The following is a 15,799-nucleotide window of genomic DNA, read 5'->3' as shown; positions in this document are numbered from 1 at the left end:
TGTTTCCACTCAGTTACACCTTTTGACTGCGTTGTGAAGTGATGAATGAAGGTGTCGCCCGGGTTAGGGCAAAGGATGCGAATTCTCCAAAGCCCTAGCCATTTTCTACGCAACGTAGAAGAATAGGGGCCATGATGTTTAACCACACCGACGGCAACCCCGTCCTGGAACTCGACGACGAGCAGTCCTGGCAGCTCCTTGACGCCACCAAGCACGGCCGGTTGGTGGTTTCAGTGGCGGGCGAGCCCGACATTTTCCCGGTCAACTACCTGACCTCGGACCGGAAGATCTATCTGCGGACGGCGCCCGGAAATAAGCTGGCGCAGCTCACCATCAATTCCAGGGTCCTGTTCGAAACGGATGGAGTCCTGTCCGACGAAGCGTGGTCCGTCGTCCTGCGGGGAACAGCCCGGGTCCTGACCAACTCCTCGGAGCTCGCCGCAGTGGAGGAGCTGGGGCTCAAGAGCTGGGTCCCCACACTCAAGGATTTCTACGTGGAGATCGTCCCCACGTCCCTCAGCGGCCGGCATTTCCAGCTTGGCGAGCAGCCGGAGCGCGGCATCTAGGGGCTGCCTAGACTGGAGTTATGGCGGACAGGCTGACCCCCGAGCAGCGGAGCTGGAACATGTCCCGGATCAGGGGCAAGAACACCAAGCCCGAATTACTGGTCCGCCGCCTCCTGCATGCCAAAGGCTACCGGTACCGCCTGCATGGTGGAGCGGGCAAGGTCCGCCTGCCGGGCAACCCCGATATGGTCTTCGCCGGCCGCCGCAAGGTCATCTTCGTCAACGGCTGTTTTTGGCATTTCCATGACTGCAGGGTGGGCCAGCACGCCCCCAAGGCGAACGCCACCTTCTGGGAAGCCAAGCGCACACGCACCAGGGACCGCGACGCCGATCAGCGCAGGCAGCTTGAAGACGCCGGGTGGGAGGTATTGACCGTGTGGGAATGCGAGCTGAAGGACGGGTCCGCCCTCGAGGCCCAGCTCGTCCAGTTCCTGGGCGGTGCCATAAGCCAACGGTCCCGTAAGCCGCCTGAAGGGAACTTGAGGCGATCTTGATCCTTTGCCGCCGCCCATATTGAGTACCGGCAGCAAGGATGGAATCCCTGTTGCCGCGATCGCGCGGCCAACGGATCAACTATGGGGAAGGAACGTGTGCTTTTCCCGCCCATGCGTGCTACGAAATCCCGGCCAGCTACGAAGAGCCGGCAAACTGCGCCTGACCAGCAAGTCGGAGCTGAAGGCCGCTGCGGAAGAAACGCTGCTGGTGATGCGCCAGTCAGCTTCCTTCTCCAGCTGCTCCAGGCGGCGGATGTCCCCCAGTTGTAGCCGTCCAAAGCCACGATATCCACATAGGGGGGACCAAAGCGGCACCCACGCCAAGCGAGAGAACCACGGTTTTCAACACACGGAACAAGGCGGTCATTTCCCCACAATCGAGACGTGGCCCGGGCCATGAACAGGCAGTGCTGGCCGCACTGGCTTTGATCCTGGATGGAAAATCCGCAGTCTCATCAAGAAAGCCACAATTCTTTTCCAAAACCCTTACTGGGCGGGGGAACAGACCTAATCTGAAGGAGGAAAGATGGCTCAACCCACCTCCGCATTTCCGGAGCGGGAGGCCCCAGCGGAAAGGACCGTCATGACGCAGTCTGATGATGCAGGGCGGCCGCTGGTAGACCAGTCTGTCCTGGACAGGCTGCGGGAAGAACTGGACGAGGACGAAGGCTACTGCACGGTCTTTGTGGGGAACTTCATCGACTACCTCCCGTATCGGATCGGCCGGCTCCGACTGGCCTTGACCACCGGCGACTTGGACGGTGCCGTAGACGCCATCCTTAGCCTCAAGACTTCAAGCCAGATGGTGGGAGCCGAGCGGTTGGCCGGGCTGGCGCTGGATCTGGAGAGCGCCATCCGCAGCGACTCAGCCCACAGCGACGTCGCGGTTGCCCTTCCCCGGCTCGCGGCGGCATACCTCAAAACCATCAATCAGTGCAGCCGGCAGACCCTGCACCGCCTCCAGGCTCAGCGCTCGACCGGCGCCAGCCGGTAACCAACACCCCGCACCGTCTGAAGCCAACGCGGACGCTGCGGCGAATCGCCCAGTTTTTTCCGCAGGTTTCCCATGTGGACTTCCACGGACCGTTCATCGGCCTCGCTGATGTAACTGCCGACGTCGTAATCCTCGTCCCTGAGGCGCCTCACCAAATCTGATTTGGTCCGGACAGTCCGGCCCGCCTCCAGGAGGGCGTACAGGAGTTCGAACTCGGTACGGGTCAGGTTCAGCTCCTGCCCATCCACCGTCACGGAGCGCGACGCGTAGCTCAGGTCCAGCCCGTTGTGGGTGTAGTTGCCCCGGCCGCTGGGATTGGGCTCGGCACGGGTGGCCGCGTCGGCGGCGCTTGCGGCATCTGCCGGCTCGGCGGCGGCGCGCGGGCGGCGCATCATCGCAGCCACACGGGCCCGCAACTCCCGGGGGCGGAAGGGTTTGGTCAGGTAGTCGTCGGCGCCGGACTCCAGGCCGATCAAGGTGTCCAGTTCATCGGTGCGGGCCGTAAGCATCACAATGTACGCATCGGAGAATTCCCGGATTTGGCGCGACACTTCAAAGCCGTCAATGTCCGGCAGCCCCAAGTCCAGCGTGATGACGTCCGGATTCAGGGTCTTTGCCGCCAGGACACCCTCAGCTCCACTTCCGGCTACGGTCACGTCAAAGCCTGCCTGCGTCAACACTGTGCGCACCAGTTCCCGGATGTCCTGGTCGTCTTCAATAACCAGGCCCACACGTGGATCACTCATTACAGCCCCCTCAGCATGCTTGACACCGTCTGAAGTATATAGCTGGCTGCCGATATCCTGCTGTCATGCGTCTTGACTTAACCGAGCCTCCGGCAATTGACCATGAGTGAGCCCGTTGCGTGGGCCACGGGCCGCCTGAAATTCTTCCGGCGGCCCTTCCACGAGTACCGGCTTACGGACCGCGTTGCCCTGAGCCAGATGCCCCTGTTTGTCACCACGCTTTTCACAGCGTTCCTGACGTGGGCGTTTTTCCCTGAGACTATGGACAACCCGCTTTTTGTGGCGTTCCTGGTCTCGCAACTGGTGCTCATGGCCCTGTGTTACCTGGTGCCGTGGGAACGCCTGCCGTACACCAGCTTCCTGTTCATTCCGCTCCTGGATTTCGTCTCCATCGCGGTAGGCAGGGAGGGCGGCCAGGAGAGCCTGACGGGCATCAGCCTCCTGGCGGTATTCCCGGTGATCTGGCTCTGCGCCTCAGGATATTATCCGCGCGCCTCACTTTGGCTCTCTTTCTTCGCCCCGTTGGCCATCATCTGGGTTCCGTTGCTGCTCCATGGGGACGTGTCAGGCCCCAGCTTGTCCAGGTCCCTGCTCCTGCCCGTCATGATGCTGGGAATCGGCGTATCAGTGAGCGTCCTGACCCTGAGCATGATGCGCCAGCAGCGCACCCTGGAGGAGAAGGACGAGCAGCTCCAGGTGAGCCTGCGCAGTACAAAGCAGCAGGAAGCCCTGCTCAACACCGTTCTCGACACCGTGCATTTGGGCGTCCTAGCGGTGGACGCCGACGGCCATGACATCCTGATGAACCGGAAACAGCGTGCCAACCACGAGCTGGCCCGGCCAAAGGACATCGAGGACCCGAACGAATCCCAGCTGCTGGTCTTTGCGGCAGACCGCATCACACCGGTCCCGGTGGAGGACCGGCCGGTGCGCCGGGCCGTCCTGGGCGAGACCTTCACGGACTACCTGGTCTGGCTGGGTTCAGGCAAGGAACAGCGCGCCATCACCACCAGCGCCCGTGCCATGAAGGACGCCGACGGGCAGTTTGCCGGTTCCGTCATTGTCTTCGGCGACGTGACCGACCTTGTGAACGCGCTGGCCGCCAAGGACGAGTTCGTCTCCAGCGTGTCCCACGAATTCAGGACGCCCTTGACGTCCATCCTGGGGTACGTCGAAATCCTGCTGGAGGACGATCCCGGAGATGACCAACTTGGGCCCCTGGAAATCATCAGGCGCAATTCTGAACGCCTGCTCACCTTGGTGTCCGATCTCCTGGTCAGCAGGCAGGGGCAGCTGATCGTGTCGCCGCACGCCGTGGACGTTGCGGAGCTGGTACGCGCAACGGTGTCCGCCGCCCTCCCCAAGGCTGATGCCTCCCGCGTAGTGCTCAAAGCCGATACGCCCGTGCGGCTCGACGCCCATGTGGACGGCCCCCGCATCTCCCAGGTGCTGGACAACCTCGTATCGAACGCCATCAAGTACTCCCCTGACGGCGGCAACGTCGTGGTGTCACTGGAACAGGTAGACGGCCACTTGACGTGTCGGGTCAGCGACACCGGGATGGGCATGAGCCCCGACGATCAGGGCGAAGTCTTCGCGAAGTTCTTCCGCACCAGCAACGTGCGCAGGACTGCCATTCCGGGCGTGGGCCTGGGCTTGCCCATCAGCAAAGCCATCGTGGAAGCCCACGGCGGGACCATTGAGGTCGATTCCTCGCTGGGAAAGGGAACCACTTTCACGTTCCGCCTGCCGGTCTAAAACGCCCGCCGAAATTTCTCGACGGACGCTTAGCCTCCCACCCTGGAGGCCCGGACCACTTCGCCCCAGGACTGCCGTGCCAGGTCCGCCACCGCTGCCAGGATCTCCGACGGCGGCCGGGAAAGGTCCAGCGGAAACTCAACGACGTCGATGTCAGTGTTGAGGATCCGCCTAAGCTTCACTTCGCCCGAGCCGGCGTAGACCAGCCAGGCCGTAGGCACCCTCAGAGCCGTGCAGTAGGCGAGCATCTGGTAGTGGTCAGCGGACAGGGAGGCGCCTAGGTCTGAGGCAGCCTTGTACTTGGCGTCATAGACCACCACGGGACGCCCGCCCAAAAGATGCACCGCGTCCGGCCGCACGGAGAGCCGGTCTGCGTCGTCCACTGCTTCGCTGAGGAGGGCGTTGTACTGCAGCCGCAGCTCCCCGGGGTATGCCGCCATGGCTCCACGGAGGGCTGCTCCCACGAAGTCCTCAAACACCTGGGCCATGTCCACCACGAACGACGCCGTCTGCTGCTTCCCCTCCCCTGCCTCCGCGGACGCGTTCCGCAGGATCAGCTCCGCGAGCCGAAGCACGGCCTGGTAGCGGACGTTCATCCTGCTGGGGGACCACGGCGGCAGCGGCGCGCCGGAGGGAAGGCGCGTCACGGCGTCGAGCTTGCCCTTGAGCTGCCGCAACCGGCTCAGGACCTCGGGACGGACGCCAGGGACCTTGCCCATGCGCTCCAGGGCGGCCCGGAGTATTCGGTTTTCGGCGATATCCTCCGTGAACTCGTCGTAGGACACCTCCAGCGGAACCAGCATGCCGGGGCGGCGGGAGATCTGGTCCGAAATCCGGATCCTGCCCTTCACGGTCCGGAGCGACTCGTCGACGTTGAGGTAGCCCTGCAGCACTCCGCGCCCCAATGCGCGTTCGGCGAGCTGGGCCAGGGATTCGGCCAGCGCGCTCCATAGATCGCGGTCCTCCGCTGCGGCGACAGAATCGTTCCGGAAGCCCTGGTTGCCGGCGTAGCTGAGCAGGAACAGGAGACGGCTAAGGCCCAGCCGGCCCTTGGGACGGACGTCCAGCTGGACCGTGGAGGTGCGGACTGAGCCTACCTTCCCCACCGGTTCGATCCGGTAGAGGCCCATGCCCATCGGCGAGGCCTTCGCGAGGCCGCTGGAATTCAGGAAAGCCGCGCTGGCAGCATCGAGCCGGTCCACTATGCCATTGGACAGCTCGTCCAAGACCAGGTGCCTCGAAGGGTTGCCGGGTCCCCGGCGTCCCGCCCCTGGCTGGACGGTTGCTGTTCTGAGCGCCTGGCCGGCAGCTTTTCCGGCTGGCCCTCCGGCGGGCTCGCCGGCTGCATTTCCGGCTGTCCGTCCCGTTGCCAGCGAGGGGGCCTGGGCCGGCCTAGCTGGCAGCAAGGCGTCCCAGCAACTGGTCCAGCCCGAAGCGCTCCTCAAGCTGCGCCCGGGTCAACTGACCGTGGTAGTGCTCCTCGAGGAGCGGCATCAGCTCGTACTTCCAGATCCGGCGCAGCCCGGCGGGGGTCTGGGCGGCAGGCTTCATGAAGTACGACGGCCCGATCATCAGGTCCCGGTCCCACTCATCGATCGCGGCGTTCAGGGCGTCCAGCAGCAGCGCGGGCGTGGCGTCCAGCTGGCGGGCCTGCAGGAAGCGCAGCAGCGAACCCCGTACGGGTTCGGTCTGCGGGTGAAGTTCGATAAAAGCGAAGCGGCGGCGGATGGCCGCGTCCATCATGGCGATGGAGCGGTCGGCCGTGTTCATGGTGCCGATGATGTAGAGGTTGTCCGGCAGGGTGAACGGCTCGTTGGGGCTGTACTGCAGGTAGATCCGGTCGTCCCGGTATTCCAGCAGGAAGTACAGCTCGCCGAACACCTTGGCGAGGTTGGCCCGGTTCATCTCGTCGATGATCAGGAAGTAGGGCTTCTTTTCGTTCCCGGGTTTGGCGGCTTCCTCGGCCAGCCGGCGCAGCGGTCCTGCGACGAGTTTGAAGGAGACCTGGCCCTCGTCGGTCTTGTCCGGCCGGTAGCCCTCGAAGAAGTCCTCGTAGGCGTATGAGGGGTGGAACTGCACGAGCTTCACGCGCTCATCCGTACTGTCATCAGCCAGTTCCGCGGCGAGATGCTTGGCCAAGTACGTCTTGCCGGTGCCGGGCGGGCCGTAGAGCACCAGCTGGCGGTTCTCCTCCAGCAGTTCCGCGATCTCCTGCAGCGGTTCCAGGTCCATGTGCAGCGAATCGGCGAATTCCCGGGTCAGCGGACGGAAACCCTCCTGGTGGGGAACGACGGCGGCAGCACCGGCGTCGTCGTCTTCCGGTTCCGCCTCGGCGGGCAGCAGCGCCTGCAGGGCCTGTACAACCTTGGTGACGTCCACGACGATCCCCGGTGTGGCGAGCTGACGCTGCACATGGCGGGGAAGGTCGGTGGTGGTGTGGGCTTCGTCGAACCAGCGCACCTTGCGGCGGATCCGGCGGTTGTCGTCGTTGTACTCCGGCTCCCCCAGCACGACTCCAAGCCGCACCTTTCCGGAGCTCTGGTACAGGACAAGGTCGCCCGGTTTCATGACTGTGAGGATCGCAAAGACGGCGGTTTTGGTGTCCTCGCGTTCGACGTAGCCGAGGTGCTTGTAGTCCTCGTCCACCGCGTGCTGAACCAGCCCGGCGGTCACCCCGGCGTCGAGGAGCCGGAGATGTTCGACGTCGAGCGTCACCTTCTCCTCGCCGTGCCAGGCGGCAAGCAGCTCGGCGTTATCGCTGTGGGTCCGCAGCAGCCACGCCCGGCGGCCGGGATCGCCTACCTTCCGCCACTGGCTCACCAGCTGACGGGCATACCAGTCGATGCGCTGCCCCGCCTGCTCGTCCAGGTGCAGCCTGATGCGGTGGATGTCCGCCGTGATGTCCTCGTCGGTGTCGCCTTTCGCGCCGCCCACCAAGGACGCGAAGGCGTCCCGGATTTCCTGCCGCTCCACGTCCGCAACTACCGGCTCGAAGTAGCTGGGCCACGCCAGGTATTCGATGCTGCGCCGGATGGCAGGCTGGTCCCCGGGGGTGCCGGCCGCAAGCTCGTGGAACTTCAGCGGATCCTTGAGGGCTTTGCTGATGGCGGCCGGAATTTGCTGGTCCACATGCTGCACAAAACGGCAGAGCCACTTGAGGTGGTCCCAGATGGTCCAGTTGAATTCTGCTGTGCGGTCCCTGATGACGCCGTGGTCCGTCATGCCCTTGTACAGCTCTTCGGGCAGTTCCAGCGGCGGTTCCAGCCAAGACGCAGCCTCCGCCACCCGTGCGCGCTTGACCTTGAGCGACTTGACCTCGTGTGCCAGCGGCAGGGACTGGAGGAACAGGAGTTCAACGGCCAGTTGCTTGGCAGCACGGGACGAGTCCTGGAGGTTCTGGCGCAAGTTGGTCATCATGGGCGCCTTAGGATCCGGGACGCCCCGGTCCAGGCGGTCGTGCAGTTCGGCGGCTGCTTCCGATGTCCAGGTCAGGGTCAGGCCGTCCAAGGCGGAGGGCCTGCCCTGCAAGCCCGGCCCGAGCACAAACCACGCCGCGTCCTCAATCTCCTGGGAGATACCGAGGGCGCGGGGCATGGCAGTTTTAGCGGTCGGGGTCATGGGTTCAAATTTACAGGGTTAAGCTGAACGCCCGCTCCAAGGACCCTGACCCCGGTGCACCCGGGCGTGCCTACTTTCCCGTCACTGTCCGCTTCCGGCCGAAGGTAAAGTACCCCATGGGACCGATGAAGTTGATCAGGGCGGCCATCCGCCAGGCTGCCTTGGGCCCGTTAATGAGCTCCGCCGGGCGCTTCGAGATATCCCGCTGCGCAGCCACCATCAGCGCCATCTGGGCGATCCCGATCAGCACAGTTCCTGCCCGTGCCGCCGGGGGCATTTCTTTCCAAGTCTTCTTTTTCAGCTTAGCCATGGTTAAAGCTCCTTAGTCCGGGCCATCAGTGGCCCAGGTCTTCAGTTTCCGGTGTGGACGGGACCAACGCAACGGCTTAGGCGGCGAACGGTGCCATCCGGTCTTTTTGCTCCTGCGTCAGCCTGACCACGCGCCCAGTGGCCTCGTCAACAAATGCCAGGTGGCTGCTGGCACGGACACAGTCCTCACCGGTGACGGGGTCCTGGACAAGGTAGTGGATATCGAAGCTGGCGCCCTTCACCGCTCCGACCCACACCTGGACCACGGCCGGGACATTGCGGTATTCCAGGGTCCTGACATAGCGGATATGGTGATCCACCACCAGCGCCATGACGCCTTCCGGAACGTCGTTGAAGAGGGACACCTCAGGCTCGATGCCCGGCAGCCCGGCACCGCGCGGCGGCCCGAAGGCACCAATCCGCGCCTCCTCCAGCATCCGCACTATCTGGACGTTGTTGATGTGCCCATAGGCGTCCATGTCGCCCCAGCGCATGGGGACCAGCACCTCGATGCGCCGGGGTGCTGCCTTGTTGTCGGCCGCGGCCGTTCCGGTGTCGGCCGCGCCGGCCGCCGGTGTTCCTGCGGCCGTGTCTCCGGCCGCCTGCGCACCAGTCGCCCGCGTACCGGCCTCCTGCGCGGTCAGCTGTGCACCGCCGTCGAGTCATCCACGGGCGATTCCTCAGCAGTCGCTCCGGCGAATTGGGACATGTAGAGCCTGTAGTAGGCGCCCTCGGCCGCGAGCAACGTCTTGTGGTTGCCCTGCTCCACAATCTTCCCGTTCTCCATCACCAGGATGGTGTCGGCGTCGCGAATCGTGGAGAGGCGGTGCGCAATCACGAAGCTGGTCCGGTCAGTCCGCAGCGCGGCCATGGCCTTCTGTACCAGCAGCTCCGTGCGGGTGTCCACAGAGCTGGTGGCTTCATCGAGGATGAGCAGCGACGGGTTGGCCACAAACGCTCGGGCGATGGTGATGAGCTGCTTTTCGCCGGCGCTGACGTTGTTGCCCTCCTCGTCGATCACCGTGCTGTAGCCCTCCGGCAGCGCGCGGACGAAGCGGTCCACGAAGGTGGCCTTGGCTGCTGCCATGACCTGCTCCTCGGTGGCGTCTAGGTTGCCATACCGGATGTTGTCGTAGATGGAACCGCCAAAGAGCCAGGCATCCTGGAGCACCATGCCCACCTTCGAGCGAAGCTCGGAACGGCTCAGGGTGGTGATGTCCACACCGTCCAGGGTGATGGACCCGGAGTTGAGCTCGTAGAAGCGCATCACCAGGTTCACCAGTGTTGTCTTGCCGGCGCCGGTGGGCCCGACGATGGCCACCGTGTGCCCGGGCTCAGCCGTGAAGGACAGGTTCTCGATCAAAGGTTTGTCCTCGGTGTAGCTGAACGTGACGTCCTGGAACTCCACATGCCCGTCGGTCTTGGCCGGAAGGTGGTCGGTGGCGGTTTCCGCATCCTGCTCGTCGGCGTCCAGGAATTCAAAGACCCGCTCCGAGGAAGCCACGCCGGACTGGAGCATGTTGGCCATTCCGGCCATCTGACCCAGCGGCTGGGTGAACTCACGCGAGTACTGGATGAACGCCGTGGCATCGCCCAGGGACATGGATCCGGAGGCTACGCGGAGGCCGCCCACCACGGCGATGCCGACGTAGCTGAGGTAGGAGACGAACTGCATCACCGGGAAGATGATGCCGGAGACGAACTGGGCGCCGAAGCTTGCCTTGTACAGGGCCTCGTTACGTTCCTCGAAACGCTCCAGCATGTCGGCGTCGCGGCCGAAGACACGCACCAGGTCGTGGCCGGAGAAGGACTCTTCGATCTGACCGTTCAGAGCGCCGGTGTTCTTCCACTGCGCAGCGAAGAGCTTCTGGCTGCGTGATCCGATGATGCCGGCGGCGACACCTGACAGCGGCAGGGCGATCAAGGCAATCAGCGCCAGCTGCCAGGAAACGATGAACATCATGACCACAATGCCGATGACCGTCAGCAGCGAGTTGATCAGCTGCGCGAAGGCCTGCTGCAGCGCCTGCTGGATATTGTCGACGTCGTTCGTCACCCGGGACAGGACGTCGCCGCGCTGCCGGGTGTCGAAGTAGTTCAGCGGCAGCCGGTTCAGCTTCTTCTCGGTGTCGTCGCGAAGCTGGCGGATGACCTTCATGACAATGCGGTTCAGGACGTAGCCCTGCAGCCACAGGAAGATATTGGCCACAAAGTACATCAGCAGCACGATGGCAATGAGGAAGGACAGCTTCTGGAAGTCGATGCCGCTTCCGGGCACCAGCTCCATCTTCGAGATCATGTCCGCAAAGTTGTCCTGCCCCTGCTGGCGGAGCCCTTCCACGAACTCTTCCTTGCTCGCGCCGGCGGGGAGCTGCTTGCCCACTACTCCACCGAAGATCACGTCCATGGCCTGGCCCAGGATCTTGGGGGCGATAACGTTCAGGACCACCGCGACCACCACCAGGGCAACCACGGCGTAGATGCCAGCAGCTTCGGGCTTCAACAGCCCCATCAGGCGCTTGGCGGAGGGCCAGAAGTGTTCCGCCTTCTTGGCGGGGACGCCGCCAAACATGTCGCCGTCGGCCTCCGAGGGTTTGTACTCCTCCTCGAAAAATTCGTCGTCTTCCAGGACCTCGGGCGATGCCACGGAATCCGGCGTTTCAGTGGTCGAGCCTGTGGAGTCATTCTTAGGGGCGCTCATGCCATTTCCTCCACGCTCAGCTGGGATTCAACAATTTCCTGGTAAGTGGGCGAGGTTTCCAAGAGCTCCTCGTGGGTGCCCCGGTCCACGATCCGACCGTTGTCCAGGACCAGGATCTGGTCCGCCTCGGTAATGGTGGAGATGCGCTGGGCCACGATGATCACGGTGGCGTCGGCGGTAGTCCGCTTCAAGGCCGCACGGAGCCTGGCGTCGGTGGCTACGTCCAGCGCCGAGAAAGAGTCGTCGAAAAGGTACACCCTGGGCTTCGTGACCAGGGCCCGCGCAATGCAGAGCCGCTGCCGCTGGCCGCCGGAGACGTTGGTGCCGCCCTGGGCGATGCGGGCGTTGAGCCCGTTCTTCTTCTCGCGGACAAAGTCCTCACCCTGGGCCACGTGCAGCGCGTCCCAGAGTTCCTGGTCGGTGGCCTCAGTCTTGCCGAAGCGCAGGTTGTGCTCGATGGTGCCGGAGAAAAGGTAGGGCCGCTGCGGCACGAGGGCCACGCGCTTGGTGATCTCGGCCCGGTCCAGGTTGGCCACGGACACACCGTCCAGGAGTACCTCGCCCTCAGCGATGTCGTAGAGGCGCGGCAACAGGGACAGCAGCGAGGTTTTTCCTGCACCGGTGGACCCGATGATCGCCACGGTCTCCCCCGGCTTCGCGGTGAAGCTGATGTTGCTCAGCACCGGCGACTCAGCACCGGGGTAGGCGAAGGTGACGTTCCGGTATTCAACCACGCCGGCCAGGGTGGCGGGAGTTTCCGGCCGTTGGGGGTCGTGGATGGAGGGTTCGACGTCGAGCACCTCACCAATGCGGTCCGCGCACACCGAGGCGCGCGGGATCATCATGGCCATGAATGTTCCCATCATCACCGCGATAAGGATCTGGAGCAGGTACTGCAGGAACGCTGTCAGGGCGCCCACCTGCATCTCACCGGAATCAACGCGCTGACCGCCGAACCACAGCACGGCGGCGGTGGACAGGTGCAGGATCATGCCGATGGCAGGGAACATCAGGACAAACAGTGAGCCGATCTTCAGCGACACGTCGGTCAGTTCCTTGTTGGCCTCGCCAAAGCGTTCAGTTTCATAGGGTTCGCGGACAAAGGCGCGCACCACCCTGATGCCGATGATCTGTTCGCGCAGGACAGCGTTGATGCGGTCGATCTTCTTCTGCATGGAGCGGAAGAGCGGCATCAGCCGGACTACCAGGTAGCCCACCACCACGATCAGCACGGGTACGGAGACCCAGACAAGCCAGGACAGGCTGATGTCCTCGCGAAGCGCCATGATGATGCCGCCGATGCACATAATGGGCGTGGCCACCATGAAGTTCAGCCCCATCAGCACCAGCATCTGGACCTGCTGGACGTCGTTCGTGCCGCGGGTGATGAGGGTGGGCGCGCCGAAGGTGTTCACATCCTTGGCCGAAAAGCTCGTGACCTTTCGGAAGACCCCACGGCGCAGGTCGCGTCCCATGGCCATGGCCGCCTTGGAGCCGAAGTACACACCGGCAATCGCGGTTCCGACCTGTATAAAGGCGACCAGCAGCATCACGCCGCCGGTCCGCCAGATGAAATCAGTGTCCCCACGGGAGACGCCTTCATCGATGATCTGGGCGTTGAGGCTGGGAAGGTAGAGCGCCGCGATGGTGGACGCCAGTTGGAACACGATGACGGCAACGATATACGGCATATACGGCTTGGAATAGCGCCGTATGAGGGTGAGGAGCATGCCCACGGATCCTTAGGGAGAGAGCGCGAAATGGTGTGGATAAGTACTAGCAGCCGGGGCTGACATTCTTAGCCTTCCCACTCTACGAAATCTGTTGCCCGTGCGAAACATCTGCACCCAAAGATCATCCAATCGGCGTACTGTGGTCCTTTTGTTTGCCGCCGGAGGCCAGGTAATGCGCGGCCGCCTTCTGCAGTTTCCGTTCCTTGCCGAGTTCCTTAGCCAAGGCCTTCAGCATGGAGGCCGTCTTCGCCTGCTCAGCGGCAATTTCCTGCTGGAGGGCCGCCTGCCGCTGGACCGAAGTCATTGCTTCGGAAAGCTGAAGCTGCTGTTCGGCGAGCAGTTGCTGCGTCTCCAGGATCAAGGGCACCATCTTCACGGCAGCTGCCTCCGTTCCGCGTCCGGTGCCGCTTTCGTTGCTGCGCTGCCGCCTCAGCACCTCGACGAACTCACGGTCTATATCGTCCACGTCCGCACTCGGTCCGGGTGCCGCCGTCGTGCCCGCCGCGGCCGAAGGTGCTGCCGGAAGCGAAGCCGCCACGGCTTCCGCGCCGTCACCCTCCGGACGGACGTCAACCGTGCGGCGGAGCGGCTTCTCCTTGATGAAGAGGACCGCCACCAAGGCGATCACGCCGATGACGGCGGAGATCAGAAAGATTTGCGCCGTGGCGTCACCGTAAGCGGCACGCATGATTTCGCGGACGGGTTCGGGAAGGTCCACAAGATCCATGCTGGCGCCGGCACCGTCGCCCTGCACTGGGATGTTGGCGGCGGCAAGCCCTTCGTTGGCGAGTTGGGTGACGCGGGTGCCCAGTACCGCGCCCAGGACCGATACGCCGATCGCGCCGCCAACGGAGCGGAAGAAGGCAACCGAAGCGCTGGCGGTGCCGATATCCGCGGCCTTGACCGTGTTCTGCACGGCAAGGACCAGGTTCTGCATCACCATGCCCAGCCCTAGGCCCAGGATGGCAGTGTAGACGCCGGTCAGCCACAGCTCGGTGGTGTGGTCCACGGTGCCGGCCAGGCCCAGGCCTGCGATCAGCAGGATGGACCCGCCCACGAGGTAGCGCTTCCATTTGCCGGTGCGGCTGATCAGCTGGCCCGACACCACGGAACCGATGAGGTTACCGGCGATCATGGGCAGGGTCAGCAGGCCCGCTTCGGTGGGGGTGGCGCCGCGGGCCACCTGGAAGTACTGGCCCAGGAAGGTTGACGAGCCGAACATGGCCACACCCACTGCCACCGAGGCGAGAATGGCCAGGGCGGTGGTCCGCTCGGAGATGATCTTGAGCGGAATGATGGGCTGCTCCACCTTGGACTCCACCAGCACCAGCAGCGCGAGCAGCAGGACTCCGCCACCCACCATCAGCCCTGACTGCCAGGACCACCAGTCGTAGTAGTCCGGGTTGCCGGCGAAGGATACCCAGATCAGGAGCAGGCTTACCCCTGATGTGAGGAGGATGGAGCCGAGCCAGTCGATCTTGGCCGGACGCTTGACGTGCGGGATTTTGAGCGTGACCTGGAGCAGGATGAGGGCGACGACGGCGAGCGGCACGCAGACGAAGAACGTCCAGCGCCAGCCGAGCGGGCTGTCCACGATGAATCCGCCCAAAAGCGGCCCGCCGGCCGTGCCCACGGCCATGACGCCGCCCATGTAGCCGGAGTACTTGCCGCGGTCCCGGGGCGGGATCATGGATCCGATGATGGCCTGGGCCAGCGCTGTCAGCCCGCCCATCGCCACTCCCTGGATCACGCGGGCAGTCAGCAGCAGCGGAATCGTCTCGGACAGGCCAGCCATGACGGAGCCGGCCACAAACACCACGATGCTGAGCTGGACCAGCAGCTTCTTGTCGAACAGGTCAGCGAGTTTGCCCCAGATGGGGGTGGTGGCAGCGTTGGCCAGCAGGGCTGCTGTGATGACCCAGGCGAAGTCGGTCTGGGTGCCTTTGAGTTCGGACATGATGGTGGGCAGGGCATTCGCCACGATGGTGCTGCTCAGGATGGCGGTGAAGAAGGCGGCCAGGAGCCCGGTCAGGGCTTCCATGATCTGGCGGTGCGACATCGCCGGCTGCGCTTCCGGACCTGGTCCGGGTGCCAGCGGGGTTGGCGGCTGTTGGGACAGGGTGGGCGATGATGCGGGGGCGGCGGCGTGGCTGGCCATAAATCTGCTCCTAGTGGTTGGTTGTACTGGGTCCGGCCGCCTTTGCCCGGGCTGAATGTTTGAGGGATCCGGTGAGTTTCCGAAGGATCTTTGCCGTGTCCTCGGCGTCCTCCTGGCTCCATTCGCGGAGGTAGTCCTGCAGCGCCGCCGTGCGCTGTTCCTCGATATGGCGCAGCTTGCCCGCACCTTCGGAGGTCAGGGCAACCAGCTGGGCCCGTCCGTCGTCGGGATCCTGCCGGCGGGTGACATAGCCCTGTTCCTCCAGCTCGGCGATATGGCGGCTGAGGACCGGGGCGCTGACGCCAAGCCGCTCGGCCAGCCGCGTGGCGCGGGTCTCCCCCTCCCCCACAAACCGGAGTACGCCCTGCAGCGCCACACCGGTTTCCTGTCCGCGAAGGCTGGCTGTGGCGACGCATCGCACCGCACGCTGGAGGTCAAATATTTGGTAGACGAGGTCTGCCGCGGTATCCGGCGCAACTGACATGGGTCTGGACGCTCCTTGATTGTTTGCCTGAGGCAACTATATACCCAAAAGGTTGCTTTAGGAAACTAATCGCGCCGGACTGTCCTTAAACCACAAAGCGCGGGCTGGCAGCTAATAGCTGCCAGCCCGCGCGGCTGTGGAGCAGGTGCTCAGTAGTCCAGGTGGGTGGGGCCGAACATTTTGAGCAGGGTCTCAACGACGACGACGTTGGGGCCGTCAGCGGCGAAACCAGCTTTGA

13 protein-coding genes are annotated in these 15,799 nt (G+C 64.0%); 4 read left to right on the top strand and 9 right to left on the bottom strand.

Annotated features, from left to right (window positions below):
• The first annotated feature begins 131 nt into the window (after positions 1-131).
• The 3 genes from ACLKOZ_RS00700 to ACLKOZ_RS00690 all read left to right on the top strand — a co-directional run bounded on the left by ACLKOZ_RS00700 (position 132) and on the right by ACLKOZ_RS00690 (position 2,054).
• Positions 132-566 carry a pyridoxamine 5'-phosphate oxidase family protein gene (locus ACLKOZ_RS00700; protein ID WP_436472235.1) on the top strand — a complete coding sequence of 145 codons (435 nt, stop codon included), beginning with the start codon at positions 132-134 and terminating at the stop codon, positions 564-566.
• A gap of 20 nt (positions 567-586) precedes the next feature.
• Entirely contained in the window at positions 587-1,060 is a 474-nt protein-coding gene (locus ACLKOZ_RS00695) for a very short patch repair endonuclease (protein WP_376045353.1), read from the top strand.
• A gap of 583 nt (positions 1,061-1,643) precedes the next feature.
• Positions 1,644-2,054 (top strand): Hpt domain-containing protein, encoded by a 411-nt coding sequence (locus ACLKOZ_RS00690; protein ID WP_436472234.1) that lies wholly within the window; start codon positions 1,644-1,646, stop codon positions 2,052-2,054.
• Here ACLKOZ_RS00690 and ACLKOZ_RS00685 read toward each other — a convergent pair.
• A complete protein-coding gene (locus ACLKOZ_RS00685; RefSeq protein WP_337346403.1) occupies positions 2,027-2,800 on the bottom strand; it encodes a response regulator transcription factor in 774 nt (257 codons plus the stop codon). The genes ACLKOZ_RS00690 and ACLKOZ_RS00685 overlap by 28 nt on opposite strands.
• 102 nt (positions 2,801-2,902) lie before the next feature.
• Here ACLKOZ_RS00685 and ACLKOZ_RS00680 point away from each other — a divergent pair, with 102 nt between their 5' ends.
• The gene (locus ACLKOZ_RS00680) at positions 2,903-4,558 is read left to right on the top strand and encodes a sensor histidine kinase (protein WP_436472233.1); all 1,656 of its coding nucleotides are present in this window, start codon (positions 2,903-2,905) and stop codon (positions 4,556-4,558) included.
• 29 nt (positions 4,559-4,587) lie between these two features.
• Here the strand turns inward: ACLKOZ_RS00680 and ACLKOZ_RS00675 are convergent, their stop codons facing one another.
• From ACLKOZ_RS00675 to ACLKOZ_RS00640, 8 genes are all read right to left on the bottom strand, one after another.
• Complete coding sequence (locus ACLKOZ_RS00675) at positions 4,588-5,784, bottom strand: McrC family protein (RefSeq protein ID WP_436472232.1); 1,197 nt, start codon at positions 5,782-5,784, stop codon at positions 4,588-4,590.
• Positions 5,785-5,950: 166 nt separating this feature from the next.
• Entirely contained in the window at positions 5,951-8,176 is a 2,226-nt protein-coding gene (locus tag ACLKOZ_RS00670) for an McrB family protein (RefSeq protein ID WP_436472231.1), read from the bottom strand.
• A 70-nt stretch (positions 8,177-8,246) separates the two neighbouring features.
• Positions 8,247-8,486, bottom strand: a complete 240-nt coding sequence (locus ACLKOZ_RS00665) for a PLDc N-terminal domain-containing protein (RefSeq protein WP_436472230.1) — start codon at positions 8,484-8,486, stop codon at positions 8,247-8,249.
• A gap of 76 nt (positions 8,487-8,562) precedes the next feature.
• Entirely contained in the window at positions 8,563-8,979 is a 417-nt protein-coding gene (locus ACLKOZ_RS00660; RefSeq protein ID WP_436472229.1) for an acyl-CoA thioesterase, read from the bottom strand.
• A 146-nt stretch (positions 8,980-9,125) separates the two neighbouring features.
• Positions 9,126-11,186 (bottom strand): ABC transporter ATP-binding protein, encoded by a 2,061-nt coding sequence (locus tag ACLKOZ_RS00655; RefSeq protein WP_436472228.1) that lies wholly within the window; start codon positions 11,184-11,186, stop codon positions 9,126-9,128.
• Positions 11,183-12,916 (bottom strand): ABC transporter ATP-binding protein, encoded by a 1,734-nt coding sequence (locus ACLKOZ_RS00650; RefSeq protein WP_436472227.1) that lies wholly within the window; start codon positions 12,914-12,916, stop codon positions 11,183-11,185. The genes ACLKOZ_RS00655 and ACLKOZ_RS00650 overlap by 4 nt, the downstream gene beginning before the upstream one ends.
• A gap of 124 nt (positions 12,917-13,040) precedes the next feature.
• On the bottom strand, positions 13,041-14,978 hold the full coding sequence (locus ACLKOZ_RS00645; protein WP_436472460.1) for an MDR family MFS transporter: 1,938 nt from the start codon (positions 14,976-14,978) through the stop codon (positions 13,041-13,043).
• Positions 14,979-15,087: 109 nt separating this feature from the next.
• On the bottom strand, positions 15,088-15,561 hold the full coding sequence (locus ACLKOZ_RS00640; RefSeq protein ID WP_436472226.1) for a MarR family winged helix-turn-helix transcriptional regulator: 474 nt from the start codon (positions 15,559-15,561) through the stop codon (positions 15,088-15,090).
• Positions 15,562-15,799: the final 238 nt, after the last annotated feature.

It is taken from the genome of Arthrobacter sp. R4 (assembly GCF_051365025.1).
GTDB lineage: Bacteria > Actinomycetota > Actinomycetes > Actinomycetales > Micrococcaceae > Arthrobacter.
The sequence above is the reverse complement of the archived record's forward strand: the minus strand, read 5'-3'. Positions and strand labels throughout refer to the sequence as shown.